The organism is Achromobacter sp. ACM01 (assembly GCF_014851745.1).
GTDB classification, from domain to species: domain Bacteria; phylum Pseudomonadota; class Gammaproteobacteria; order Burkholderiales; family Burkholderiaceae_B; genus Achromobacter; species Achromobacter aegrifaciens.
The window spans coordinates 121,638-145,305 of sequence record NZ_JACVAF010000003.1; the positions used below are offsets into that span (position 1 = coordinate 121,638).

At 65.1% G+C, this 23,668-nt stretch carries 19 protein-coding genes; 8 read left to right on the top strand and 11 right to left on the bottom strand.

Translation table 11 applies throughout. The features are described from left to right. Nucleotides 1-6: 6 nt before the first annotated feature. Nucleotides 7-933 (bottom strand): transcriptional regulator GcvA, encoded by a 927-nt coding sequence (gcvA, locus tag IB268_RS15350; RefSeq protein WP_054451097.1) that lies wholly within the window; start codon nucleotides 931-933, stop codon nucleotides 7-9. A 192-nt stretch (nucleotides 934-1,125) separates the two neighbouring features. Between gcvA and IB268_RS15355 the strand changes: the two genes are divergently transcribed. The 5 genes from IB268_RS15355 to IB268_RS15375 all read left to right on the top strand — a co-directional run bounded on the left by IB268_RS15355 (nucleotide 1,126) and on the right by IB268_RS15375 (nucleotide 6,166). Next, nucleotides 1,126-2,115, top strand: a complete 990-nt coding sequence (locus tag IB268_RS15355; protein ID WP_192330057.1) for a tripartite tricarboxylate transporter substrate binding protein — start codon at nucleotides 1,126-1,128, stop codon at nucleotides 2,113-2,115. A gap of 68 nt (nucleotides 2,116-2,183) precedes the next feature. Further along, nucleotides 2,184-3,059, top strand: a complete 876-nt coding sequence (locus IB268_RS15360) for an N-formylglutamate amidohydrolase (RefSeq protein WP_054451095.1) — start codon at nucleotides 2,184-2,186, stop codon at nucleotides 3,057-3,059. Between the two features lie 230 nt (nucleotides 3,060-3,289). After that, on the top strand, nucleotides 3,290-4,408 hold the full coding sequence (locus IB268_RS15365) for a Re/Si-specific NAD(P)(+) transhydrogenase subunit alpha (RefSeq protein WP_054451094.1): 1,119 nt from the start codon (nucleotides 3,290-3,292) through the stop codon (nucleotides 4,406-4,408). A gap of 4 nt (nucleotides 4,409-4,412) precedes the next feature. Further along, nucleotides 4,413-4,730, top strand: coding sequence for an NAD(P) transhydrogenase subunit alpha (locus IB268_RS15370; RefSeq protein ID WP_013392581.1), 318 nt, complete (start codon nucleotides 4,413-4,415; stop codon nucleotides 4,728-4,730). Next, a complete protein-coding gene (locus tag IB268_RS15375; protein WP_054451093.1) occupies nucleotides 4,727-6,166 on the top strand; it encodes an NAD(P)(+) transhydrogenase (Re/Si-specific) subunit beta in 1,440 nt (479 codons plus the stop codon). The genes IB268_RS15370 and IB268_RS15375 overlap by 4 nt, the downstream gene beginning before the upstream one ends. A 36-nt stretch (nucleotides 6,167-6,202) precedes the next feature. On the opposite strand, the gene glcF is transcribed toward IB268_RS15375, so the two are convergent. The 6 genes from glcF to tldD form a co-directional block, all read right to left on the bottom strand. Then, a complete protein-coding gene (gene glcF, locus IB268_RS15380; protein ID WP_119450529.1) occupies nucleotides 6,203-7,447 on the bottom strand; it encodes a glycolate oxidase subunit GlcF in 1,245 nt (414 codons plus the stop codon). Nucleotides 7,448-7,453: 6 nt separating this feature from the next. After that, on the bottom strand, nucleotides 7,454-8,560 hold the full coding sequence (gene glcE / locus IB268_RS15385) for a glycolate oxidase subunit GlcE (protein WP_054451091.1): 1,107 nt from the start codon (nucleotides 8,558-8,560) through the stop codon (nucleotides 7,454-7,456). Nucleotides 8,561-8,571: 11 nt separating this feature from the next. Next, nucleotides 8,572-10,071, bottom strand: a complete 1,500-nt coding sequence (locus IB268_RS15390; protein ID WP_054451090.1) for an FAD-linked oxidase C-terminal domain-containing protein — start codon at nucleotides 10,069-10,071, stop codon at nucleotides 8,572-8,574. Nucleotides 10,072-10,276: 205 nt separating this feature from the next. Beyond that, nucleotides 10,277-11,686, bottom strand: a complete 1,410-nt coding sequence (locus IB268_RS15395; protein ID WP_119450530.1) for an FAD-binding oxidoreductase — start codon at nucleotides 11,684-11,686, stop codon at nucleotides 10,277-10,279. Between the two features lie 102 nt (nucleotides 11,687-11,788). Continuing rightward, nucleotides 11,789-12,862 carry a 3-deoxy-7-phosphoheptulonate synthase AroG gene (gene aroG, locus IB268_RS15400; protein WP_054451088.1) on the bottom strand — a complete coding sequence of 358 codons (1,074 nt, stop codon included), beginning with the start codon at nucleotides 12,860-12,862 and terminating at the stop codon, nucleotides 11,789-11,791. A 251-nt stretch (nucleotides 12,863-13,113) separates the two neighbouring features. After that, nucleotides 13,114-14,574 (bottom strand): metalloprotease TldD, encoded by a 1,461-nt coding sequence (gene tldD, locus IB268_RS15405; protein WP_013392574.1) that lies wholly within the window; start codon nucleotides 14,572-14,574, stop codon nucleotides 13,114-13,116. 795 nt (nucleotides 14,575-15,369) lie between these two features. Here tldD and IB268_RS15410 point away from each other — a divergent pair. Beyond that, complete coding sequence (locus IB268_RS15410; RefSeq protein ID WP_054451087.1) at nucleotides 15,370-15,753, top strand: H-NS family nucleoid-associated regulatory protein; 384 nt, start codon at nucleotides 15,370-15,372, stop codon at nucleotides 15,751-15,753. A gap of 88 nt (nucleotides 15,754-15,841) precedes the next feature. On the opposite strand, the gene IB268_RS15415 is transcribed toward IB268_RS15410, so the two are convergent. Next, complete coding sequence (locus IB268_RS15415; protein ID WP_082400691.1) at nucleotides 15,842-16,480, bottom strand: DUF4136 domain-containing protein; 639 nt, start codon at nucleotides 16,478-16,480, stop codon at nucleotides 15,842-15,844. A gap of 148 nt (nucleotides 16,481-16,628) precedes the next feature. On the opposite strand from IB268_RS15415, the gene pepN reads away from it, so the two are divergent. Together pepN and IB268_RS15425 are read left to right on the top strand one after the other, a co-directional pair. After that, complete coding sequence (pepN, locus tag IB268_RS15420; protein ID WP_175163229.1) at nucleotides 16,629-19,334, top strand: aminopeptidase N; 2,706 nt, start codon at nucleotides 16,629-16,631, stop codon at nucleotides 19,332-19,334. Nucleotides 19,335-19,343: 9 nt separating this feature from the next. Continuing rightward, nucleotides 19,344-20,366: a class 1 fructose-bisphosphatase gene (locus IB268_RS15425; RefSeq protein WP_054451085.1), complete on the top strand. Its 1,023-nt coding sequence runs from the start codon at nucleotides 19,344-19,346 to the stop codon at nucleotides 20,364-20,366. Nucleotides 20,367-20,453: 87 nt separating this feature from the next. On the opposite strand, the gene IB268_RS15430 is transcribed toward IB268_RS15425, so the two are convergent. From IB268_RS15430 to IB268_RS15440, 3 genes are all read right to left on the bottom strand, one after another. Beyond that, on the bottom strand, nucleotides 20,454-20,675 hold the full coding sequence (locus IB268_RS15430; RefSeq protein ID WP_054451084.1) for a YgdI/YgdR family lipoprotein: 222 nt from the start codon (nucleotides 20,673-20,675) through the stop codon (nucleotides 20,454-20,456). 179 nt (nucleotides 20,676-20,854) lie between these two features. Next, nucleotides 20,855-22,264: a threonine synthase gene (gene thrC, locus IB268_RS15435; RefSeq protein ID WP_119450532.1), complete on the bottom strand. Its 1,410-nt coding sequence runs from the start codon at nucleotides 22,262-22,264 to the stop codon at nucleotides 20,855-20,857. Next, entirely contained in the window at nucleotides 22,261-23,565 is a 1,305-nt protein-coding gene (locus tag IB268_RS15440) for a homoserine dehydrogenase (RefSeq protein WP_054451082.1), read from the bottom strand. The genes thrC and IB268_RS15440 overlap by 4 nt, the downstream gene beginning before the upstream one ends. Between the last annotated feature and the right edge of the window lie 103 nt (nucleotides 23,566-23,668).

Below are 23,668 nucleotides of genomic sequence, written 5' to 3' on the forward strand. Positions count from 1 at the left end.
ATGGGTCTATTTTAGATCGGTCCGCACATCTTCCTGCGGCTGCGGCTCGGCCGCCCGCGACACTTCCATCAGCCAGGTACGGAAAGCCTGCAGGGTGGGCAGGTTGGCCTTCTGCTCCGGATAGCACAGGTAGTACCCCATGCGCGCCCGTATCGGCAGCTGGATGGCGACGGCCAGCTTGCCGTCGCGCAGCTCGTCCTCGATCAGGCAGCGCGGAATCAGCGCCACGCCGAAGCCGGCCGCGGCCGCCTGCGACAGCAGCGCGTACTGGTCGAAGCGCGCGCCTTCCAGGCTGCGCCGGGTATCGCATCCAGCCTGCTCGAACCAGTCGCGCCAGCCTTCCAGCGCCGAGGTATGGTGCAGCAGCGGATAGGCCAGCAGGTCCGCGGGCGCCGCACAGCCGCCCGGGATCAGGCGCGGGCTGCAGACCGGCAGGATTTCGCGGCCGACGATGTAGTCCGCCCCACTGCCCGGCCAGATGCCTTCGCCGAAGCGCACGGCAGCGTCCAGTTCAGGGGTGGAGAAATCATAGCCCTGGCGGTGAGGCAGGAATTCGACGTGGATGTCCGGCCGCAGGCGCATGAAGGCGGTCAGGCGCGGGATCAGCCAGCGCGCCCCGAAAGTCGGCATACAGGTCAGGTTGAGCGTGCCGCCCTGCCCCTGGTGCGCGATCAGTTCCACGGTGGCGGCTTCGATCTGGCCCAGCCCGGCCTGGATCTTGGTCAGGTAACTGCGTCCGGCCTCGGTCAGGACCAGGCCTTGCCTGATACGCAGGAATAGTTCGATGCCGACGAACTCCTCCAGATGTTTCACCTGCTTACTGACCGCGCCCTGCGTGACACACAATTCCTGCGCCGCGCGCGTGAAACTGCTATGTCTCGCGGCGACTTCGAACGCCTGGAGATCCGTGAGTGAGGGACAGAATCGCCGCATGGATAAGGTACGCAAATTGTTTCAGGCCGCGCAACGAAAACGGCCCTGTTGCGGGCCGCCGCAAAAAGAGGCATGAAAAAAAGTCATAGCTTACGGAGAAACTTTCGTTTGCGCAAACCGGACCGCCAGGAAAGAATCGTTGCGTTTGCGTCTGCCTTTGCGCATCCGCTTTCCAATTCATTAGGGGAATCCATGCAACGCCGTAACGTAGTACTGGGCCTGTGCGTCGCCGCCGCGACCCTCGCCGCGCCGCTGACCTCGGGTATCGCGCACGCTGAAGACGCGTATCCGACCAAGCCCATCCGCCTGATCGTTCCCTTCCCGCCCGGCGGCACCACCGACATCGTCGGTCGCCTGTTCGCCGACAAGCTGGGCAAGGAGCTGGGCCAGACCGTCGTGGTGGAAAACCGCGGCGGCGCCGGCGGTTCGATCGGCAGCGCCTTCGTCGCCAGCAGCGCGCCGGACGGCTACACCCTGGGCATCGCCACCGTGAGCACGCACGGCATCAACCCGGCCATCTACCCGAACCTGCCGTTCGATGGCGAGAAGGACTTCACGCCCATCTCGAACCTGGCGGCCGTGCCCAACATCATGACCATCAACCCGAAGGTCCAGGCCAAGAACATCGCCGACTTCATCAAGCTGGCCAAGAGCGAGCCGGGCAAGCTGACCTACGCGTCGGCCGGCAACGGTTCGGTCTCGCACATGATGGGCGAACTGTTCAAGATGGCTTCGGGCACCAACCTGATGCACGTGCCGTACCGCGGCGTGGGCCCGGCGCTGAACGACGCGCTGGCCGGCCAGGTCGACGTCATGTATGACAACCTGCCCTCCTCGCTGCCGCACGTGCAATCCGGCCGCCTGGTCGCCATGGCCGTGGCCTCGCCCAAGCGCGTGGCCGCCCTGCCCGACGTGCCCACGTTCGCCGAAGCCGGCCTGCCGGCCGTGAACGACGCGTCCTGGTTCGGCCTGGTGGCTCCCGCCAAGCTGCCCCAGCCCGTGCTGGACAAGCTGAACGCAGCCGTGCAGAAGGTCAGCGCCGAAGCCGACGTCAAGACCCGCCTGGAAGCCCTGGGCGCCGCGCCGGCCGCCAACACTCCGGCCGAATTCGCGGCGCAGATCTCGGCTGAAATCGCCAAGAACAAGCGCATCGCCAAAGAAGCCAACGTGAAGATCGACTAAGCGATCTTCGGTCCTCGCGCGCCCGCCGGTGCGCGAGGACCTCCGATTAACGAACGCAACACCCCCTTATGCGAATTACCCAACCCCTGTCTTACCGGCTCGACCTCCCGCAGCAATATCCTGATTCGGACTCCTCGGCTCCCCTCGTGCTGGACTCCCCGCACAGCGGCACCGCCTACCCCCCCGATTTCGCGGCTGCGGTGGACTTTGGCGCATTGCGCACCGCCGAGGACACCTGGGTTGACGACCTGTGGGGCGACGCCATCGAAATGGGCGTGCCGATGATTGCCGCCGCGTTCCCGCGCGCCTACATCGACGCCAACCGCTCGCCCGACGAAATCGACGAATTGCTGCTGGACGCCGCCTGGCCCGACGCCATCAACGCCTCGCCCAAGGTCAAGCTGGGCAAGGGCCTGATCTGGCGCATGCTGGACGACGGCACGCCGCTCTACAACCGCAAGCTCACGGTCGCGGAAGTGCGCCACCGCATCGACGCCTGCTGGAAGCCCTACCACGCCGCGCTGGGCCAGGTGCTGGACGCAGCCCACAAGAAGTTCGGCAAGGTCTGGCACATCAACTGCCACTCCATGCCCAGCGTCGCCGGCGCCTACGCCACCGACCGCCCGGGCCTGGTCCACCCCGACTTCGTGCTGGGCGACCGCGACGGCAGCACCAGCGACCCGGCCTTCCGTGAATTCATCGCCGCCTGGCTGCGCGAACGCGGCTACAACGTGACCGTCAACGATCCCTACAAGGGCGTGGAGCTGGTGCGCGCCTTCGGCCGCCCCGAAGAAGGCCGCCACAGTCTGCAGATCGAGATCAACCGCAAACTCTACATGGACGAAGTTTCGCTGCGTCCTTCCGAAAACTACGGCCGCCTGAAGGCCGATCTGCGCGAACTCACCGCCGCGCTGATCACCTGGACTCGCGCGCAAACGGCTTGACGCCGGACGTTTGCGCGCAGGTGCCGGCCAGCGCAAAAGTCAGACTGGCCGGAGCAGTTGGGTTGCAAGACCCCAGCCCCATGGTTCGCCATGGGGTTTTTTTTGGTCTGCCGCCGGGCATCGGCTGGCCGATGCAACCTTGGTTCTTCTCCCTCACTTCCCAGGGGCGCGACACCTTTCCTTTCACTTTCCCGTGTATAACTGATGCCAACTAATGAGGAGAGGCGTAGATGCACATCGGGATACCAAAAGAAACCCGAGACGGGGAAACTCGTGTCGCAGCAACACCGGAGACCGTCAAGAAGTACGTAGGCGGAAAACACACCGTCATCGTGGAGCGCGGGGCAGGCACTGCCGCCCGCTATCTCGACGAAGCCTATGAGGCAGCGGGCGCAACGCTCGGCAGCGCCCAGGACGCGTTGGGGGCAGAACTCGTCATGAAGGTGCGCGCGCCTTCTGCCGCGGAACTGCCCCAGATGAAATCCGGCGCCGTCGTGGTCGGCATGCTGGACCCCTTCGACGCCGAAGGCATCCAGCAGATCGCGGCCGCCGGACTCACCGGATTCGCGCTGGAAGCCGCGCCCCGCATCACGCGGGCCCAAAGCCTGGACGTGCTGTCCTCGCAGGCCAACCTGGCCGGCTACAAGGCCGTGCTGCTGGCGGCGCACCACTACGGCCGCCTGATACCCATGATGATGACCGCCGCGGGCACGCTGAAGGCCGCCCGCGCCGTCGTGCTGGGCACCGGCGTGGCCGGGCTGCAGGCCATCGCCACCGCCAAGCGGCTGGGCGCGGTGGTCGAAGCCTCGGACGTGCGTCCCGCCGCGCGCGAACAGGTGGAATCGCTGGGCGCCAAGTTCATCGACGTCCCTTTCGAAACGGACGAAGAACGCGAGATCGCGCAAGGCACGGGCGGCTACGCCCGGCCCATGCCGCCCGCCTGGATGGCTCGGCAGGCCGCGCTCGTGTCCGAACGCTGCAAGCAGGCCGACATCGTCATCACCACCGCGCTGATTCCCGGCCGCCCCGCCCCCACACTGGTGTCCGCGGAAACCGTCGCGGCCATGAAGCCGGGCTCGGTGCTGGTGGACCTGGCGGTCGAGCGCGGCGGCAATTGCCCGTTGTCCGAGAAAGGCCTGGTGGTGGAAAAGCATGGCGTGACGATCATCGGGCTGACCAATCTGCCCGGCCTGGTCGCGACCGACGCTTCGGCGCTGTATGCGCGCAACATCCAGGATTTCCTGAAGCTCATCATCAATGCGGACGGCGCGCTGGCGATCCAGCGCGACGACGAGATCGTCGCGGCCTGCCTGGTGTGCGAAGGCGGCAACGTGGCGCGGAGGAACTAACAGCATGGAAGCGATCAACCCCACCCTGATGAATCTCATCATCTTCGTGCTGGCCATCTATGTCGGCTACCACGTCGTGTGGAACGTCACCCCCGCCCTGCACACGCCCTTGATGGCAGTCACCAACGCCATCTCCGCCATCATCATCGTGGGCGCCATGCTGGCGGCCGCGCTGACCGAAGGCGGACTGGCGCGCGGCATGGGCGTCTTCGCCGTGGCGCTGGCCGCGGTCAACGTGTTCGGCGGCTTTCTCGTGACCCGGCGCATGCTGGAAATGTTCAAGAAAAAGGACCGCAAGGCGGGCAAGGAGGAAGCGAAATGATCTCGCTGAACCTCGTCACCCTGCTGTACCTGATCGCCTCGGTCTGCTTCATCCAGGCGCTCAAGGGCCTGTCGCATCCGACCACGTCGCGACTCGGCAATGCGTTCGGCATGGCCGGCATGGCGATCGCCGTGCTGACCACGGCCGCGCTCATCGTCGGCCTGGCGCGCGACGGCGCCGCCACCATCGGCCTGGGCTGGGTCGTGCTGGGCCTGCTGGTTGGCGGCTCCATCGGCACGCTGATGGCCAAGCGCGTCGAGATGACCAAGATGCCCGAGCTGGTCGCCTTCATGCACAGCATGATCGGCCTGGCGGCGGTCGCCATCGCGGTGGCCGTGGTGGCGGAGCCGCATGCCTTCGGCATCGTGCCCGTCGGCGTGCCGATTCCCACCGGCAACCGCTTCGAGCTGTTCATCGGCACTTTCGTCGGCGCCATTACGTTCTCGGGGTCGGTCATTGCCTTCGGCAAACTGTCGGGCAAGTACAAGTTCCGCCTGTTCCAGGGCGCGCCGGTGGTGTTCTCGGGCCAGCACATGCTGAACCTGGCGCTGGCGCTGCTGATGCTGGCTTGCGGCATCTGGTTCATGCTCACGCAGGAATGGACGCCCTTCATCATCATGACGCTCATCGCCTTCGTGCTGGGCGTGCTGATCATCATCCCGATCGGCGGCGCCGACATGCCGGTGGTGGTGTCCATGCTGAACAGCTACTCGGGTTGGGCGGCGGCCGGCATCGGTTTCTCGCTGAACAACCCCATGCTGATCATCGCCGGTTCGCTGGTGGGTTCCTCGGGCGCGATCCTGTCCTACATCATGTGCAAGGCGATGAACCGTTCGTTCTTCAACGTGATCCTGGGCGGCTTCGGCGGCCAGGCTGGCGGCGCCGCTGCGGCGGGCGATGCGCAGCAGCGCAGCGTCAAGTCGGGCAGTCCCGACGACGCCGCCTTCCTGATGACCAACGCCGAAAGCGTGACCATCGTTCCCGGCTACGGCCTGGCGGTGGCGCGCGCGCAGCACGCGCTGAAGGAACTGGCGGAAAAGCTCACCGAGCGCGGCGTGACGGTCAAGTACGCCATCCACCCGGTGGCGGGACGCATGCCCGGCCACATGAACGTGCTGCTGGCCGAGGCCGAGGTGCCCTACGACCAGGTCTTCGAAATGGAAGACATCAACAGCGAGTTCGGCCAGACCGACGTGGTGCTGGTGCTGGGCGCGAACGACGTGGTCAACCCGGCCGCCAAGAACGACCCGAAGTCGCCCATTGCCGGCATGCCCATCCTGGAAGCCTACAAGGCCCGCACCGTGATCGTGAACAAGCGGTCCATGGCATCGGGCTACGCGGGCCTGGACAATGAGCTCTTCTACATGGACCGCACGATGATGGTTTTCGGCGACGCCAAGAAGGTGCTTGAAGACATGGTCAAGGCCGTGGAGTAAGACGCCCGGCGCCGGATGCCGCCAGGCGTCCGGCGCCTACGCGCCGCGCTGGCCCGCAGGCTGGCGCAATTGCTCGTCAACCACTTCGATCCAATGCCGCACCGGCGTGTCGGTGCCGCTTTGCAAATGGCCGATGCAGCCGATGTTGGCTGACAGGATCACGTCCGGTCCGCCCGCGGCGATCGCGCCCAGCTTGCGGTCGCGCAGTTCCAGCGCAATCTCCGGATTCAATACCGAATAGGCGCCCGCCGAACCGCAGCACAAGTGCTTGTCGGCGAACGGCTGCAACGCAAAACCCAGATCCGCCAGCAATTGTTCCGACAGCGGCCGCAGGCCCTGCCAATGCTGCAGCGTGCATGGCGGATGGAATGCCGCGCGCGTGCCCGCAGGCAGCCGCGCGCGCAATTGCGCCGCATGCGGCGCGACGATCTCGGCCACATCCTTCACCAGCGCCACGATGTCCGCGGCCTTTTGCGCGTAGGCCGGATCGTGCCGCAGGTGATGCGCATACTCCTTGACCATGGCGCCGCAGCCCGACGCGTTCATCACGATGGCCTCGACCTTGCCATCCTGCAGCAGCGGCCACCAGGCATCGACGTTGGCGCGCATCTGCACCAAGGCCTCTTCCTGCGCGTCCAGGTGGAAACTGGCCGCGCCGCAACAGCCGGCGCCGGGCGCGATGCGCGCGCCTATGCCCACCGCGTCCAGCACGCGGATGGTGGCCGCATCGATGGTTGGCATCATGGCGGGCTGCACGCATCCCGCCAGCATCAGCACCTGCCGCGCATGGCCCGCCACCTGCGGCAGCGGCCCCGCCGCGCGGCGTTCCGGCACCTTGCGCTTGAGCGCCTCCGGCAGCATGCCGCGCACCGCCTGCCCCAGCCGCATCGCGGGCGCGAACAGCGGCGACAGCATGGTCTTGCGCAACAAGCTGCGTTTGGTCTTGTCGGCCCAGCTGCGCGGCACGCGCTCTTCCACGATCTTGCGGCCGATATCCACCAGATGGCCATACTGGACGCCGGACGGACAGGTGGTTTCGCAATTGCGGCAAGTCAGGCAGCGGTCCAGGTGCTGCTGCGTGGACTGCGTGGGCTCGGCGCCCTCCAACACTTGCTTGATCAGATAAATGCGCCCACGCGGGCTGTCCAGCTCGTCGCCCAGCACCTGATACGTCGGACAGGTAGCGGTGCAGAAACCGCAGTGCACGCACCGCCGCAGGATGGCGTCGGCCTCCTTGCCCAGATCGGTATCGCGTGCCCAGGATGCAAGATTGGTTTGCATGATGCCCTATAGATCCAGGACCAGGCGGCCGGGATTGAACAGGCCGGCCGGATCGAGCTCTTGTTTGAGGCGGCGCGTGATCGAGGCGATCCCGGGCGCCAGCGGATGGAATACGCCGTCGGCAGGCGGCTTGCCCTGCCCGGTGCGGAACAGCGTGGCGTGGCCGCCCAGCCGCTCGGCGGTCTCGCGCAGCGCGGCGGCGTCTTGCTCACCCGACAGCCAGCGCTGGCCTCCGCCCCATTCCAGCAAGGTCGGCCCCAGCGCCAACGCGGCGGCGGTGGGCGGCAACGCCAGGCGCCACAAGGGCCGGCCCGGCGCGAAGAAGGAATGCGTCTGCTCGCGCAGCGACCGCCACCAGGCCTGCGCGGCCTCGGGCGCCATCGGCGCGCCGCCTATCAGTTGGCGGGCGCTGGCGATCGCGGGCGGCGCGCCCGACAGGCGCACGGCCATCTGGCCTTCGGCGCCCGCCTCGTCACCGCTCCAGCTGGTGGCCGAGATCGGCAACGGCTTGCCGCGCCACAGGGCGAAGCTGGCCAAGGCCTGCGCCTGCGTCGCGGGCAACGCCAGGGTGATCTCTTCCATCGGCCGCGGCACGACCTTGAGGGAGACTTCGAGTATGGCGCCGAAGATGCCATGCGAACCGGCCAACAGGCGCGACACGTCATAGCCCGCCACGTTCTTCATGACCTCGCCGCCGAACGAGAGGATGCGGCCTTCCGAATCCAGCAGTTGCGCGCCCAGGACAAAGTCCTTGAGCGCGCCGGCGCTCATGCGGCGCGGGCCTGACAGCCCCGCCGCGACACATCCGCCCACCGTGGCGGACGCCGAGAAATGCGGCGGCTCGAAGGCCAGCATCTGTCCGTTCTCGGCCAGCGCGGCTTCAAGTTCGGCGAGCGGCGTACCCGCGCGCACCGTCACCACCAGCTCCGACGGGTGGTAGCTGACGATGCCGCGATAGGGAGTCATGTCCAGCAGGCAGTGGCCGTCCTGCGGCGTCACCGGGCGGTAATTGCCATAGAACGCCTTGCTGCCCCCGCCCATCACAAACAGGGGTTTATGGCCGGCACGGGCCGTCATGACCTGGTCGCACAATTCCGACAGGACGAAATCCATAAGGACAGGTCCTAGAAACGGGCGAGATCGGGGAAGCGCAACTCTCCCGCATGGACGTGCATCTTGCCGTATTCGGCGCAGCGGGCCAGCGTAGGGATGACTTTTTCAGGATTGAGCAGGCAGGGCGGATCGAAGGCCCGCTTGACCGCCAGGAACGCGTCGAGTTCTTCGCGAGAGAATTGCACGCACATTTGATTTATTTTCTCCATACCCACACCGTGCTCTCCGGTCACGGTCCCTCCTACCTGCACGCACAGCTCGAGTATGGCGGCGCCGAATTTCTCGGCGCGCTCCACCTCGTCCGGCTTGTTTGAATCGAACAGGATCAACGGGTGCAGGTTGCCGTCGCCTGCGTGAAAGACGTTGGCGCAGCGCAGGCTGAATTCGTCTTCCATCTGTTCGATGGCGCCCAGCACGCGCGCCAGATGGCGGCGCGGTATCGTGCCGTCCATGCAATAGTAATCGGGCGATACGCGCCCCGCGGCCGGGAAGGCATTCTTGCGGCCGGCCCAGAACTTCAGGCGTTCGGCCTCTGATGACGAGACCTGGCAGCGCGTGGCTCCGGCCTCGCGGAACACGGCCTCCATGCGCGCGATCTCGTGCTCCACCTCTTCAGGCGTGCCGTCGGATTCGCACAGCAGGATGGCTTGCGCATCCATGTCGTAGCCGGCGCGCACAAAGGGTTCGACCATGTGGGTCGCGCGGCGGTCCATCATCTCCAGGCCCGCGGGTATCATGCCGGCCGCGATCACCTGCGTGACCGCATTGCCCGCTGCTTCCACGCTGGAAAAACTGGCCATGACGACCTGCGCGCAGGCCGGCTTGGGAATGAGCTTGACCGTCACTTCCGTGACCACGCCCAGCATGCCTTCCGAACCGATGAAGACGGACAGCAAGTCCAGGCCCGGCGCATCGGGCGCTTCGGAACCCAGTTCAACCACATCGCCATCGATCGTCACGACCCGCACGCGCAGCACGTTGTGCACGGTCAGTCCGTACTTCAGGCAATGCACGCCGCCGGAATTCTCCGCCACGTTGCCGCCGATGGAACAGGCTATCTGGCTGGAAGGGTCAGGCGCGTAATACAGCCCGTAAGGCGCGGCCGCCTCCGAGATCGCCAGATTGCGTACGCCCGGCTGCACGATGGCCGTGGCGCTGGCCAGGTCTATGTGCTTGATGCGATTGAATTTGGACAAGCCGAGCAACACGCCGCGGCTATGCGGCATGGCGCCGCCGGACAAGCCGGTGCCGGCGCCGCGCGCGACCACGGGCGCATTCAGGCGTTTGCAGATGCGCATGACGGCCTGCACCTGCTCTTCCGTTTCAGGAAGGGCGACGACCGCAGGCAGCGCGCGATACAGGGAGAGGCCGTCGCACTCGTAGGGACGCGTATCTTCTTCGCGGAACAACACGCAGTGCGCGGGCAACACGGCCGACAACGCCTCGATGAGCTGCTGCAAGGAATAAGGCGCCTGCACTTGTGCCAGGCCGGTTTCGACCAATGAATTCATGAGCGCAACAATAGCGCGAGCGCCCGTCACTAGCAGACCGGGATTTACCCGCATCCGTGCACCTATGGCACGCCAGATAAGTAACCAGCCGTAATCGCCTGCCGCACCGCGAAAGCCGCCCTCCTCGTTCGCGCCTGAGGACGGCAAGAAAAAAGCCGACGGCGCGCCGTCGGCTTCGGATATCGGCTGCGCTGCCGAAGCAGGCTTACCAGGACACGATCTTGCCAGGATTGAGAATGTTGTTCGGATCAAACGCGTGCTTCAGGCTGCGCATCAGATCCAGGGCGTCCTCGCCATGCTCTTCGGCCATGAACTGCATCTTGTGCAGGCCCACGCCGTGCTCGCCCGTGCAGGTGCCGTCGGCGGCGATCGCGCGGCGCACCAGGTTGTGGTTGATGGTTTCGGATTCTTCCCATTCCTTGGCGCTGTCCGCATCGAGCAGCATCAGCACATGGAAGTTGCCGTCGCCGACGTGGCCCACGATCGTGTAGGGGAAGCTGGCGCGGTCGAGTTCTTCGACCGTGTCGCGCACGCAATCGGCCAGGCGCGAGATCGGCACGCAGACGTCGGTAGTGCTGGCGCGGCAGCCGGGGCGCAGTTGCAGGCCGGCGAAGTAGGCATTGTGGCGCGCGGTCCACAGGCGGCTGCGGTCTTCGGGACGCTCTGCCCATTCGAAGTCCATGCCGCCATGGTCTGCCGTGATCGCTTGCACGGTTTCGGCTTGCTCCTGCACGCCGGCGGGACTGCCGTGGAACTCGAACACCAGCAGCGGCGTTTCGCGCAGGGTCAGCTTGCTGTGCAGGTTCACCGCGCGCACGCTGGCCGCGTCCATGAACTCGACGCGCGCGACCGGCACTCCCATCTGGATGATTTCGATCACGCTCTGCACCGCCGAATCCAGCGTGGGGAAATTGCAGACCGCGGCCGACACGGCTTCAGGCTGGGGATACAGGCGCACCGTCACTTCGGTGATGATGCCCAGGGTGCCTTCGCTGCCGACGAAGATGCGCGTCAGGTCATAGCCGGCCGAGGACTTGCGGGCGCGGCCCGCTGTGCGGATGATGCGCCCGTCCGCCGTCACCACGGTCAACGACATGACGTTCTCGCGCATGGTGCCGTAGCGCACGGCGTTGGTGCCGGAAGCGCGCGTGGCCGCCATGCCGCCCAGGCTCGCGTCGGCGCCCGGATCGATCGGGAAGAACAGGCCGGTGTCGCGGATTTCCTCGTTGAGCTGCTTGCGCAGCACGCCTGCCTGCACGGTGGCGGTCAGATCCTCGGCGTTGACCGCCAACACCTTGTTCATCTGCGACAGGTCCAGGCTGATGCCCCCCTGGATCGCCAGAATATGGCCTTCGAGCGAAGAGCCGGCGCCATAGGGAATCAGCGGCACGCGATGCTCGTTGCACAGCTTGGCGATCTCGGCCACTTCTTCGGTCGTGTGCGCGAAGACCACGGCGTCCGGCGGCATGGCCGGATAGGGAGATTCATCGCGGCCATGATGGTCGCGCATGGCGGAGGATTCGGACAGGCGGTCGCCAAAGCGGGCGCGCAAGGCATCCAGACAAGCGGCCGGCACCGGGCGGCGCAACGATTCTGCGTGCAAGGGAGCGTTCATGGTCAGCGTGATCTCGGGTTCGTTAACCTGATTATTCTACGCCGCCGCGCGCACCGCGCCGCAAACCGCCAGGCCTTGGCGATCCGCGGCGCTGCCAGGGGCTTATTTGCCGGAAGTCAGGGCGACGCGGCGGCGTTCGCGCACGGCATGGGCCAGGCGTTCAAGCACGGCGACCGAGGCGTCCCAGTCGATGCAGCCGTCGGTGATGCTCTGGCCGTAGACCAGCGGCGTACCCGGCACCATGTCCTGGCGGCCGCCCAGCAGGTGGCTTTCAACCATGACGCCCACCAGGCGGCTGTCGCCCGCTTCCATCTGACGCGCCACGTCTTCGATGACCAACGGCTGGTTCTCGGGCTTCTTGCTGCTGTTGGCGTGGCTGGCGTCGATCATGATGCGCTGCGCCAGGCCGGCCTTGGACATGTCCTGGCAGGCCGCCTCGATGCTGGCCGCATCGTAGTTCGGCGTCTTGCCGCCGCGCAGGATGACGTGGCAGTCCTCGTTGCCGGCCGTCGACACGATGGCGGAATGCCCACCCTTGGTCACCGACAGGAAATGGTGCGGCTGCGACGCCGCCTTGATCGCGTCGACCGCGATCTTCACATTGCCGTCGGTGCCGTTCTTGAACCCCACCGGACACGACAGTCCCGATGCCAGCTCGCGATGCACCTGGCTTTCCGTCGTCCGAGCCCCGATCGCCCCCCAGGAGACCAGATCCGCGATGTATTGCGGCGTAATCATGTCCAGGAACTCGCAACCCGCCGGCAGTCCCATGCTGTTGATGTCCAGCAGCAGTTCACGGGCGACGCGCACGCCCTTGTTGATGTCGAAGCTGCCGTCCAGGTCCGGATCGTTGATCAGGCCCTTCCAGCCCACGGTGGTGCGTGGCTTCTCGAAGTACACGCGCATCACGATTTCCAGGTCGGCGCTCAGCCGGTCGCGCACGGGCTTCAGGCGCTTCGCATATTCGATAGCCGCGCGGGTGTCATGGATGGAGCAAGGGCCGATCACGACGATCATCCGGTCATCCATGCCGTGCAGGATGCGGTGCATCCCCTGGCGGGCGGCGAACACGGTGTCGGACGCCTCCTTGGTGCAGGCGAACTCGCGCATGACATGCGCGGGCGGGTTCAGCTCTTTGATTTCTCGAATGCGAAGGTCATCGGTATTGTGTGACACGGTACTGCTCCTGGGTTGCCCGCCGCGGGGATGTTCCCGAGATGGTTTCCTCAACTGGCGGCGCAAAAAAAGCCGCCAGTTCGCTGGCGGCTTTTTTGGGGGGATTCTTTCCAAACTTCAGATTGAGCGCGTCCCTTCCTCCGCCAGCGGCTTCAGAAAACCATAAAAATAAAAATAAAAAGCGGGGGACGCGAATTTCATGGGGAATGACTCTAGCACAATTTTTTCGAGCCGTCATCCGTGTTTTTGAGTCAGGCGGTGCCGCCGACGGTCAGGCCTTCCATGCGGACCGTGGGCATGCCCACGCCCACGGGCACGCTCTGGCCATCCTTGCCGCAAGTGCCCACGCCGGAATCCAGCTGCAGGTCGTTGCCGATCATGGTGACGCGGTTCATGGCGTCCGGACCGTTGCCGATCAGGGTGGCGCCCTTGACCGGATAGGTCACCTTGCCGTTTTCGATCATGTAGGCTTCGGACGCCGAGAACACGAACTTGCCGTTGGTGATGTCGACCTGGCCGCCGCCAAAGTTGACCGCGTACAAGCCGCGCTTGACGGAAGACACGATTTCCTCGGCCGGTTTGTCGCCCGCCAGCATGTAGGTATTGGTCATGCGCGGCATGGGCAGATGCGCGAACGATTCGCGGCGGCCGTTACCGGTGGCGGCGGTCTTCATGAGGCGCGCGTTCAGCGTGTCCTGCATGTAGCCGCGCAGGATACCGTCCTCGATCAGCACGTTGCGCTGGGTGGCATTGCCTTCGTCGTCGATATTGAGCGAGCCGCGGCGATCCGGGATCGTGCCGTCGTCGACCACGGTCACGCCCTTGGAGGCCACGCGCTCACCGATGCGGCCGGAGAACACGCTGGAGCCCTTGCGGTTGAAGTCGCCTTCCAGCCCGTGGCCGACGGCCTCGTGCAGCAGAATGCCGGGCCAGCCCGAACCCAGCACGACGGTCATTTCACCCGCTGGCGCCGGGCGCGCTTCCAGGTTCACCATGGCCTCGTGCACCGCGCGCTCGACATAACCCTGCAGCATTTCGTCCGTGAAATAGGCCAGGCCCAGGCGGCCGCCGCCGCCCGCGTGACCCATTTCGCGGCGGCCATTGCGTTCGGCAATGACAGTCAGCGACAGGCGCACCAGCGGACGCACGTCGGCGGCCAGGCGGCCGTCGCTGCCGGCCACCAGCACCACGTCATATTCGGCGCCCAGCCCCGCCATGACCTGGATCACGTGCGGATCGCGCGCGCGCGCCATGCGCTCCACGCGTTCCAGCAGCGCGACCTTCTCGGGAGCGCTCAAGGTGGCAACCGGATCGATATCGGCATACAGGCTGCGGCCGATCTCGGCTTCGACCTGCGCCGCCACCTTTACCTTGCCAGCGCCGCGGCGCGCAATGCCGCGAACCGCGTGCGCGGACGACAACAGCGCTTCGGGCGACAGCGAATCCGAATAGGCGAAGGCGGTTTTCTCGCCGCTCACGGCGCGTACCCCGACACCCTGGCTGATCGAAAAACTGCCGGTCTTGACGATGCCCTCTTCCAGGCTCCAGCCCTCGCTGCGCGTGTACTGGAAATACAGATCGGCGTAGTCGACCTTGTGCGTGAAGATCTCACCCAGCGCGCGCGCCATGTCCGCCTCGGTCAGGCCCCAGGGGTCGAGCAGCAGAGATTTGGCGGTGGCGAGGGAAGCAATGGCGGGATCGATGATTTTCATGGGCTCTGTACAGGAGACGGCGGCGCGCTGGCGCGCGCTCGCGGTGATACTCGAGATCATATCGTAACGCTGGCGCGGCCCGGCGACATGGCGCCAGCCACGGATCTCCGGAAGGTACGCGTCGGCGGCCAAAAATACCGCGGGCATTATCTGCGGAGGTATGCATGGGGCCGGAATATTACATATCAAGTTGAATTGACGAGCTCAAACGATGTTCGATGCGCCCCTTTTTCCTGGTCGCCATGGAGCATTTGCAGCCACCTGGCATATAGGCAAAGGGATTCAGACATCTCGGGCCAAACTCGTCATACAACCTGACATCAAAATGAAATATGCCAAACAGCTCGCAGGGCTCGCAGCGCGAGGACCCCATCTGATCAGGTTGGACCAATATCAGACTGCTAGACAATTCATTCGTTCCCGCCATCACGTCATCAGACTTCTGGGAACGCCTCGCACACCGCTTGCTCGAGGCAGGCGCCAAGCCTGGAAGCCCCGCATTTGCGCGCTTTGCGAGACAAATCGGGCAGATGCAAGGGCACGCGCGGCTATTCGTCCGCCTCGTGAACCAATACCCCTATTGTTTCAAGTTGTCCCAAATTCGAGAATATCCTTCCCAATACTTGGCTCGTCGCGGGCACTCGCGCGCCTGAAAACGGTATCGGACTCTTTTGATACAAAGTAATTGCTTCAGAAACCAGGAAGTCAAGCCGTAACTTCTGTATTATGCGAGGCACAACAATTACACAATAACTTCGCCGGCGATTACAGCAGTTCCATAATCAGGAATAAACCATGGCCCGAGAATCCTACGCAGCACTGCAAGCAAAGATCGAAAAGGAAATCAACAAGCTACAAAAGAAGGCTGAAGTCCTGCAAACCAAGCGTCGCAAGCCCGTGATCACGCAGATCATCACGTCGATGCGCGAGTACGACATCACGCCTGAAGAAATCGTCGCAGCCTATGGCGCCGGCAAACCCGCCCGCGCCGCCACCGGCGGCCGCCGCAAGGCTGGCGCCGCTGCCCGTCCGGCCAACGCCGCCAAACGCGCCGTTGCGCCCAAGTACCGCCATCCTCAAACAGGGGAAACGTGGAGCGGCCGTGGCAAGGCTCCCCGCTGGCTCGCCGCGGAAGAAGCCGCAGGCGCGACCCGCGACAGTTTTCTTATCAAAGAATAAGAACCTATTCGCCAGTAAGAAAAAAATCGGCGCACCATTTTGGTGCGCCGATTTTATTTAAAGGCGGGACCGAAAAGCCACGCCGATTTCATTGCACGGGGAAGCGGATTTCGCGTTCCGCGCCATTATTCCCGGGAAAATTATCAAATATTGCGCGCACCAGGTACGGCATGGTACGCAGGAAATCGTCGCGCTCGCTCAATATGAAAGCGCTGGAACGGTATACCTCGGCGCCGCTGCGCTGCGTGTCGTAGATATGCAGGGTGAGGGTATTGCGCTGCACGACCATGGGCACGTCCACCCAGTCCGGCCCCCAGTAGCCATATCCCGCTCCCCACGGACGCGGACCGTAGAAACCTCCGTAGCCGTAGCCGCCGTAGAAATATGGGTCGTACGGACGCTGCACCATTATCTGGGTCTGCGAGGTGCCGTAGTTGAACGACACGTCGAAACGACCCTTGGCGCCAGGCCTGGCCTCGACCAGGCCGGTTGCGCCTATGCCGGCCCGCACCATGTCCTGATAGGACTGATATTCGAGATTATTGTTTTGCGAGGCGTCGGCGGCAATGAACTGGTAGGTTTGCCCCTCCACGCCTGCGGGCCATTGCTGAAAGGAAGTGACCCGCGCGGAAACCGTGGGCGCGGCACAACCCGTCAGGGCAAACGCCCCCGCCACGGCCAGCAGACCGGCCCAGCGGCGCATATTGAACATGGACAACCTCGACATTTGACACCCCTCTGGCGCGCGACGGCGCCATGATACTGACTTTGACTCAGACCGCTACAAAAAGTTTACGGTACGCCAAACGGCCCAGGTCGGCGCGTCTTGCCCAGCCACTACAATAGAACCCTCGTTCATACAGGACTGCAATCCCATGCGCACAGACACGCCCGTAACCGTATATCGCAAGGATTACCAGCCCTACCCCTACGACATTCCCGAAGTCGCCCTCGCCTTCGACCTCGCGCCGGACGCGACCGAAGTGCGCTGCACGATGCAAGTGCAACGCAAGGCCGGGGCCAGCGCCGACGCCGCCCTGATCCTGGACGGCGAAGACCTGGAACTCGTCTCGGTAGGCGTGAATGGCACGGCCCTGCCCGCCGACAGTTACCGCCTTTCCGAACACAGCCTGGCCCTTTACGGCCTGCCCCCCGCCGCCACGGTGGAAATCGTCAGCCGATGCAAACCGTCGGCCAATTCCACGCTGATGGGCCTGTACGTCTCGGGCGGCAACTTCTTCACCCAATGCGAAGCCGAAGGTTTTCGCCGCATCACCTGGTTCGCCGACCGGCCCGACGTGATGTCGCGCTACCGCGTGACCTTGCGCGCCCAGCCCGAGTATCCGGTGCTGCTGTCCAACGGCAACCTGCTGGCCACGCGCCAGTTGCCCGACGGCCGCAACGAAGTCGAATGGGAAGATCCCTTCCCCAAGCCCTGCTACCTGTTCGCGCTGGTGGCAGGCAAGCTCACCCACCGCGAAACCACCGTGAAGACGTCCAGCGGCCGCGACGTGCTGCTGCAGGTCTACAGCGACCCGGGCTCGGAATCCAAGACCGAATGGGCGCTGGATTCGCTGGTGCGCGCGCTGCGCTGGGACGAAAGCCGCTTCGGCCTGGAGCTGGACCTGGACCGCTTCATGATCGTGGCCGTCCATGACTTCAACATGGGCGCGATGGAAAACAAGGGCTTGAACATCTTCAACGCCGCCTACGTGCTGGCGGATGCGGATACGGCCACGGACGCCAACTATGAAGGCATCGAATCCGTCATCGGACACGAGTACTTCCACAACTGGACCGGCAACCGCGTCACCTGCCGTGACTGGTTCCAGCTGAGCCTGAAGGAAGGCCTGACCGTCTTTCGCGACCAGGAATTCAGCGCCGACATGATGGCCCACGGCATGGATGCCGCCGAGGCCGCGAGCGCCCGCGCGGTCAAGCGCATCGACGACGTTGTGGCGTTGCGCGCCGCCCAGTTTCCGGAAGACGCCGGTCCCATGGCCCATCCGATCCGGCCTGAAAGTTACCAGGAGATCGGCAACTTCTACACGGCCACCGTGTACGAGAAAGGCGCCGAAGTCATCCGCATGCAGCACACTCTGCTGGGCGAGGAAGGCTTTCGCGCCGGCATGGACGAGTACTTCCGCCGCCATGACGGCCAGGCCGTGACCTGCGACGACTTCGTCGCCGCCATGGAATCCGTCTACGTACGCCAGCATCCGGACCGCGACCTGTCCGTGTTCCGCCGCTGGTACCGCCAGGCCGGCACGCCGCGCGTGACCGTCAAGCTCGACCACGACGCCGCCGCGCGCCGCTGCACCGTGACGCTCACCCAGGAATGCCCGCCGGTCGGCGTGGAGAAGAAGGCCGGCGCCGACTACGTCAAGGCCCCCTTCCACATCCCGTTCGCCATCGGCTTGCTGGACCGCGACGGCCGCGCGCTGCCACTGCGCCATGCTGGCGCGGTCCTGGACACCGCGCTGCTGGAACTGACGCAGCAAAGCCAGCAATGGGTATTCGAGGATATCGCCGAGCGTCCCGTGCCGTCGCTATTGCGCGACTTCTCGGCCCCGGTCATCGTGGACTACGACTGGACCAACGAAGAACTGGCCCTGCTGTCGGCGCACGACGGCAATCCCTTCGCGCGTTGGGAGGCCGGCCAGGAATTCGCCACCCGCCAGATCCTGGCGCTGGCCGAGGCCCGCCAGGCCGGCAAGACCCTGCATGCCGACGCCGCCTTCATCGAGACCTGGCGCGCGTTGCTGACCGATCCGGCGCTGGACGCCGCCTATCGCGCCCGCGCCCTGGCCCTGCCGTCCGAAAAGACCCTGGCAGAACGCATGCAGCAGGTGGACCCGCCGGCCCTCGCGGTCGCGCGCGACTTCCTGCGCGCCGAACTGGGACGCCAGTTGTCCGCCGAATTCCGCCAGGCATTCGACGACAACCAGACCCCGGGCGAATACAGTCCGGCGCCGGTTCCGGCCGGCAGGCGCGCCTTGAAGAACCTGGCGCTCAGCCACCTGATGGCGGCGGGCGAACCGGATGCCCAGCGCCTGGCCGAGCAGCAGTACGAGAAGGCCGGCAACATGACCGACAGCATGGCGGCGCTGTCCGCGCTGATCAATTTCGGCCAGGGCGACTTCCCGCACAAGGCGCTTGCCGCTTTCTACGACAAATGGCGCGACAACGCCCTGGTGGTGGACAAGTGGTTCGCCCTGCAGGCTGCGGCCCGCTCGACCACCGTGCAGACCGCGCGCGAGCTGATGCAGCACCCCGCGTTCACCTTGCGCAACCCGAACCGCGCGCGCTCGCTGATCTTCCAGTTCTGCCTGAACAACGCCCGCGGCATGCATCACCCCGATGGCACCGGCTACGCCTTCTGGGCCGAGCAGGTGCTGGCGCTGGATGCCCTCAACCCCGAGATTGCCGCCCGCCTGGCGCGCGCGCTGGACAACTGGGCACGCTTCGTGCCCGCCCTGCGCACGCCTATGCAGGCCGCCCTGCAGCGGGTGCGCGCACAGGAAGGCCTGTCGCGCAATGTGCAGGAAATCGTATCCAAGGCTTTAGAATTCGCAGCATAGGAGGTTCCTTTGAAACGTAAAACACTGACCCAATACCTGGTGGAGCAGCAGCGCTCCGCCCAAGCCCTCGCGCCGGAAGTGCGGCTGCTCATCGAAGTGGTCGCGCGCGCCTGCAAGGCCATCAGCCATGCGGTGAGCAAGGGCGCGCTCGGCGGCGTCCTCGGCAGCCTGGAAAGCGAGAATGTCCAGGGCGAAGTGCAGAAGAAGCTGGACGTGCTGTCCAACGAAATCCTGCTCGAAGCCAATGAATGGGGCGGCCATCTGGCGGCCATGGCCTCGGAAGAGATGGAAACCATCCATCTGATTCCGAACCGCTACCCCAAGGGCGAATACCTGCTGCTGTTCGATCCCCTGGACGGCTCTTCGAACATCGACGTCAACGTCTCCATCGGGACCATCTTCTCGGTGCTGCACGCCCCGCATGACGTATCGGGCGCGCCGGTGTGCGAGCAGGACTTCCTGCAACCGGGCGACAAGCAGGTCGTGGCCGGCTATGCCGTCTATGGTCCGCAGACGATGCTGGTGCTGACCATCGGCAATGGCGTGGTGGGCTTCACGCTGGACCGCGAAATGGGCTCGTGGGTGCTGACGCACGAGAACATCCGCGTGCCGGAGGACACCAAGGAATTCGCCATCAACATGTCGAACATGCGCCACTGGGCTGCCCCGGTCAAGCGCTACGTCGACGATTGCCTGGCCGGCACGACCGGTCCGCTGGGCAAGGACTACAACATGCGCTGGATCGCCTCCATGGTGGCCGACGTGCATCGCATCCTGACCCGCGGCGGCATCTTCATGTACCCGTGGGATGCCCGCGAACCTGGCAAGGCCGGCAAGCTGCGCCTGATGTACGAAGCCAACCCCATGAGCTTCCTGGTCGAACAGGCCGGCGGCGCCGCGATCAACGGCACGCAGCGCATCATGGAGATCCAGCCTGACAAGCTGCACCAGCGCGTCAGCGTGATCCTGGGCTCGAAGAACGAAGTCGACCGCGTCGGCCGCTACCACGCCGAAGACGCAGCCAAGCAGTAACGCTGCGGGCGCCCTGCGCCAACGAAAAAGCCCCGGCGCCTTGAGCGGCCGGGGCTTTTTGCATGGACAAGCATATCGGAACGGCGGTCACTTCACCTGTTCGATCGACTTCACGTCGTCCTTGTTGATCTGGACCTTCTTGCCGTCCTTGTCGTATTCGTACATGCCCGAATCCTTGTCGTACTCGGGCTTGTCCGGCGTCACGGTCGAGCTGCCATCCCGCTGCTGAATGACCGACGGAGACGAGCATCCCGCCAGCACTCCGAATCCGGTCACGGCCAGGGCGAGCGTCATGGTCTTCAGTTTCATGGGCGTGTTCTCCGAAAGTGAATCGTGAATTCACTGTATCTGACACTGTCCCCGCATTCGTGACGGGTTGTGGTCAAAATGCATGCGAAGGTAAAGCCGCTGACCCGCCAAAATGAAAGAAACCCCTCGAAGGCCCGGCCTGCGAGGGGTTGCACACGCATACAAGACGCAAGCGGCCTTTACACCTTGGCGTTCGCCTCGATGAAACGGCGCACGGCGCCCGCATCGCAATCCATGAGTTCGACGCGCTGCGGCAAGGATTCAAGATCGGCCAGGTTGCCCGGCGGCGTGGCCGGACGGCCCAGGGCCTCTTCAATGGTTTCCGAGAACTTCGCCGGCAAGGCGGTTTCCAGGACCAGCATGGGCACGCCGGGCTCGACGAATTCACGCGCGACCTTGACGCCATCGGCGGTGTGCGGATCGATCAGCACGCCGGTTTCGTCGTAGACCGAACGGATCGTCGCGAGGCGGTCTTCGTGCGTGCTTGCGCCCGACACGAAGCCATAGCGTTCCTCGAACTGCGGCTTCAGGGCGGACAGATCGAAAGACCCGTCGCGCGCCATGCCGGCCCACAGTTCCTTGACGCGCGCCGCGTCGCGGCCGACCAGGTCGAACACGAAGCGCTCGAAATTCGACGCGCGCGAAATGTCCATGGACGGGCTGGAGGTGGCGTAGGTCTGCTCGGCGGGACGCGGACGATAGACGCCCGTGCGGAAGAACTCTTCCAGCACGTTGTTTTCGTTCGTGGCCAGCACCAGGCGGCGGATCGGCAGGCCCATGCTGCGCGCGATGTGGCCGGACAGGATGTTGCCGAAATTGCCCGAGGGCACCGCGAACGAAACCTGCTCGCCGGCCTTGCTGGTGGCGCGCAGCCAGCCGTGGAAGTAGTACACCACCTGGGCGGCGATGCGCGCCCAGTTGATGGAGTTGACCGCGCCCAGGCGGTACTTGCTCTTGAACTCGAGATCGCCGGCCAGGGCCTTGACGATGTCCTGGGCTTCGTCGAACACGCCGCGCACGGCGATGTTGTGGATGTTCTCGTCCTGCAGCGAATACATCTGCGCGCGCTGGAAGGCGCTCATGCGGCCGTGGGGCGACAGCATGAACACCGCCACGCCCTTCTTGCCGCGCAAGGCGTACTCCGCCGCCGAACCCGTGTCGCCGGAGGTGGCGCCCACGATGTTCAGGGTGGTGCCGCGCTTGGCCAGCACGTATTCGAAGACCTGGCCCAGGAACTGCATGGCCATGTCCTTGAAGGCCAGCGTCGGCCCTTCAGACAGGCCCAGCAGCGACAGGCCGCCGTCCAGCGGACGCAGCGGGACGATGTCCTCGCTGTTGAAGGTCTGCTGGTTGTAGGCCGCGCGCGTCAAGCGGCGCAGGTCGTCGGCCGGAATGTCGGTGGCGAACAGCGACAGCACTTCGAACGCCAGGTCGGCATACGGCAGGCCGCGCCAGGACTCCAGCGTTTCCGCCGAAACCTGGGGCAGTTGCTCCGGCACGGCCAAGCCGCCGTCCGGCGCCAGGCCTTCCAGCAGGATGTCCGAGAACTGCAGCGGCGTCATGCCGCCGCGGGTGGAGATGTATTTCATAGCAAATTTTCCACGCGCAGGCGCGTCACTTTCGAGCGCACGAACGGCAGGGCTTCGATGCGCTCGATCGCCTGATTGACGTTGCCTTCAACCGCTTCATGCGTCAGGAAGATGATGTCGGCGCCGCCGATGTGCGACGGCTGCTGGATCATCGAACCGATGGAGATGGAACGGTCGGCCAGGATGCGGGCGATGTCGGCCAGCACGCCCGGCTGGTCGTCCACGCGCAGGCGCAGGTAGTACGAGGTGCTGACATCTTCGATCGGCAGGATCGGCGTATCGGACATGGCGTCCGGCTGGAACGCCAGGTGCGGCACGCGGTTGCCCGGATCGGCGGTGTGCAGGCGGGTCACATCGACCAGGTCGGCCACCACGGCCGAGGCGGTGGGTTCTTCGCCCGCGCCCTGGCCGTAGTACAGCGTGGGGCCGACGGCGTCGCCCTTGACCAGCACGGCGTTCATCGCGCCTTCGACGTTGGCCAGCAGGCGCTCGGCCGGCACCAGCGCGGGATGCACGCGCAGTTCGATGCCGTCCGGACGGCGCTTGGTGACGCCCAGCAGCTTGATGCGGTAGCCCAGGCGTTCGGCATGCTCGATGTCCTCGGCGGCCAGCTGCGAAATGCCTTCGATGTAGGCGCGGTCGAACTGGACCGGCACGCCGAAGGCCAGCGACGCCAGCAGGGTCAGCTTGTGCGCCGCGTCCACGCCTTCCACGTCGAACGTGGGGTCGGCTTCGGCGTAGCCCAGGCGTTGCGCCTCGGCCAGCACGTCGGCGAACGGCAGGCCGCGCGTACGCATTTCGGACAGGATGAAGTTGGTGGTGCCGTTGATGATGCCGGCCACCCACTGGATGCGGTTGGCGGTCAGGCCTTCGCGGATCGCCTTGATGATGGGGATGCCGCCCGCGACGGCGGCTTCGAAGGTCACCATCACGCCGCGTTCATGGGCTGCAGCGAAGATCTCGTTGCCGTGCTTGGCCAGCAGCGCCTTGTTGGCGGTCACGACGTGCTTGCCGTTGGCGATGGCTTCCAGCACCAGCTCGCGCGCCAGCGTGTCGCCGCCGATCAGTTCGACCACGATGTCGATTTCGGGATCGCGCACCAGCGCGCGCACATCGGTATCGACCAGGATGGCGTCGCCCACGCGCGCACGCGCCTTGGCCACGTCGCGCACGGCGGCGCGGGTCACTTCAATGCGGCGACCGGCGCGGCGTGCGATTTCTTCAGCATTGCGCGACAGCACCGACCAGGTGCCTCCGCCAACCACGCCCAGGCCGAGCAGGCCGACTTTCATGGGTTTCATCGCGGCGCCTTCAGCAGGCGGGCGTTGAGGGGAATTCATTTTCGGTTCTCCATAACTGCTGTACGAAAGACTCCACACTTGGCAGCGCCACGCGGGGCCGCGC

Coding starts and splice junctions, on each gene's coding strand:
- gcvA (WP_054451097.1), bottom strand. CDS start 933: ATGCGGCGATTCTGTCCCTCACTCACGGATCTCCAGGCGTTCGAAGTC.
- IB268_RS15355 (WP_192330057.1), top strand. CDS start 1,126: ATGCAACGCCGTAACGTAGTACTGGGCCTGTGCGTCGCCGCCGCGACC.
- IB268_RS15360 (WP_054451095.1), top strand. CDS start 2,184: ATGCGAATTACCCAACCCCTGTCTTACCGGCTCGACCTCCCGCAGCAA.
- IB268_RS15365 (WP_054451094.1), top strand. CDS start 3,290: ATGCACATCGGGATACCAAAAGAAACCCGAGACGGGGAAACTCGTGTC.
- IB268_RS15370 (WP_013392581.1), top strand. CDS start 4,413: ATGGAAGCGATCAACCCCACCCTGATGAATCTCATCATCTTCGTGCTG.
- IB268_RS15375 (WP_054451093.1), top strand. CDS start 4,727: ATGATCTCGCTGAACCTCGTCACCCTGCTGTACCTGATCGCCTCGGTC.
- glcF (WP_119450529.1), bottom strand. CDS start 7,447: ATGCAAACCAATCTTGCATCCTGGGCACGCGATACCGATCTGGGCAAG.
- glcE (WP_054451091.1), bottom strand. CDS start 8,560: ATGGATTTCGTCCTGTCGGAATTGTGCGACCAGGTCATGACGGCCCGT.
- IB268_RS15390 (WP_054451090.1), bottom strand. CDS start 10,071: ATGAATTCATTGGTCGAAACCGGCCTGGCACAAGTGCAGGCGCCTTAT.
- IB268_RS15395 (WP_119450530.1), bottom strand. CDS start 11,686: ATGAACGCTCCCTTGCACGCAGAATCGTTGCGCCGCCCGGTGCCGGCC.
- tldD (WP_013392574.1), bottom strand. CDS start 14,574: ATGAAAATCATCGATCCCGCCATTGCTTCCCTCGCCACCGCCAAATCT.
- IB268_RS15410 (WP_054451087.1), top strand. CDS start 15,370: ATGGCCCGAGAATCCTACGCAGCACTGCAAGCAAAGATCGAAAAGGAA.
- IB268_RS15415 (WP_082400691.1), bottom strand. CDS start 16,480: ATGTCGAGGTTGTCCATGTTCAATATGCGCCGCTGGGCCGGTCTGCTG.
- pepN (WP_175163229.1), top strand. CDS start 16,629: ATGCGCACAGACACGCCCGTAACCGTATATCGCAAGGATTACCAGCCC.
- IB268_RS15430 (WP_054451084.1), bottom strand. CDS start 20,675: ATGAAACTGAAGACCATGACGCTCGCCCTGGCCGTGACCGGATTCGGA.
- thrC (WP_119450532.1), bottom strand. CDS start 22,264: ATGAAATACATCTCCACCCGCGGCGGCATGACGCCGCTGCAGTTCTCG.
- IB268_RS15440 (WP_054451082.1), bottom strand. CDS start 23,565: ATGAAACCCATGAAAGTCGGCCTGCTCGGCCTGGGCGTGGTTGGCGGA.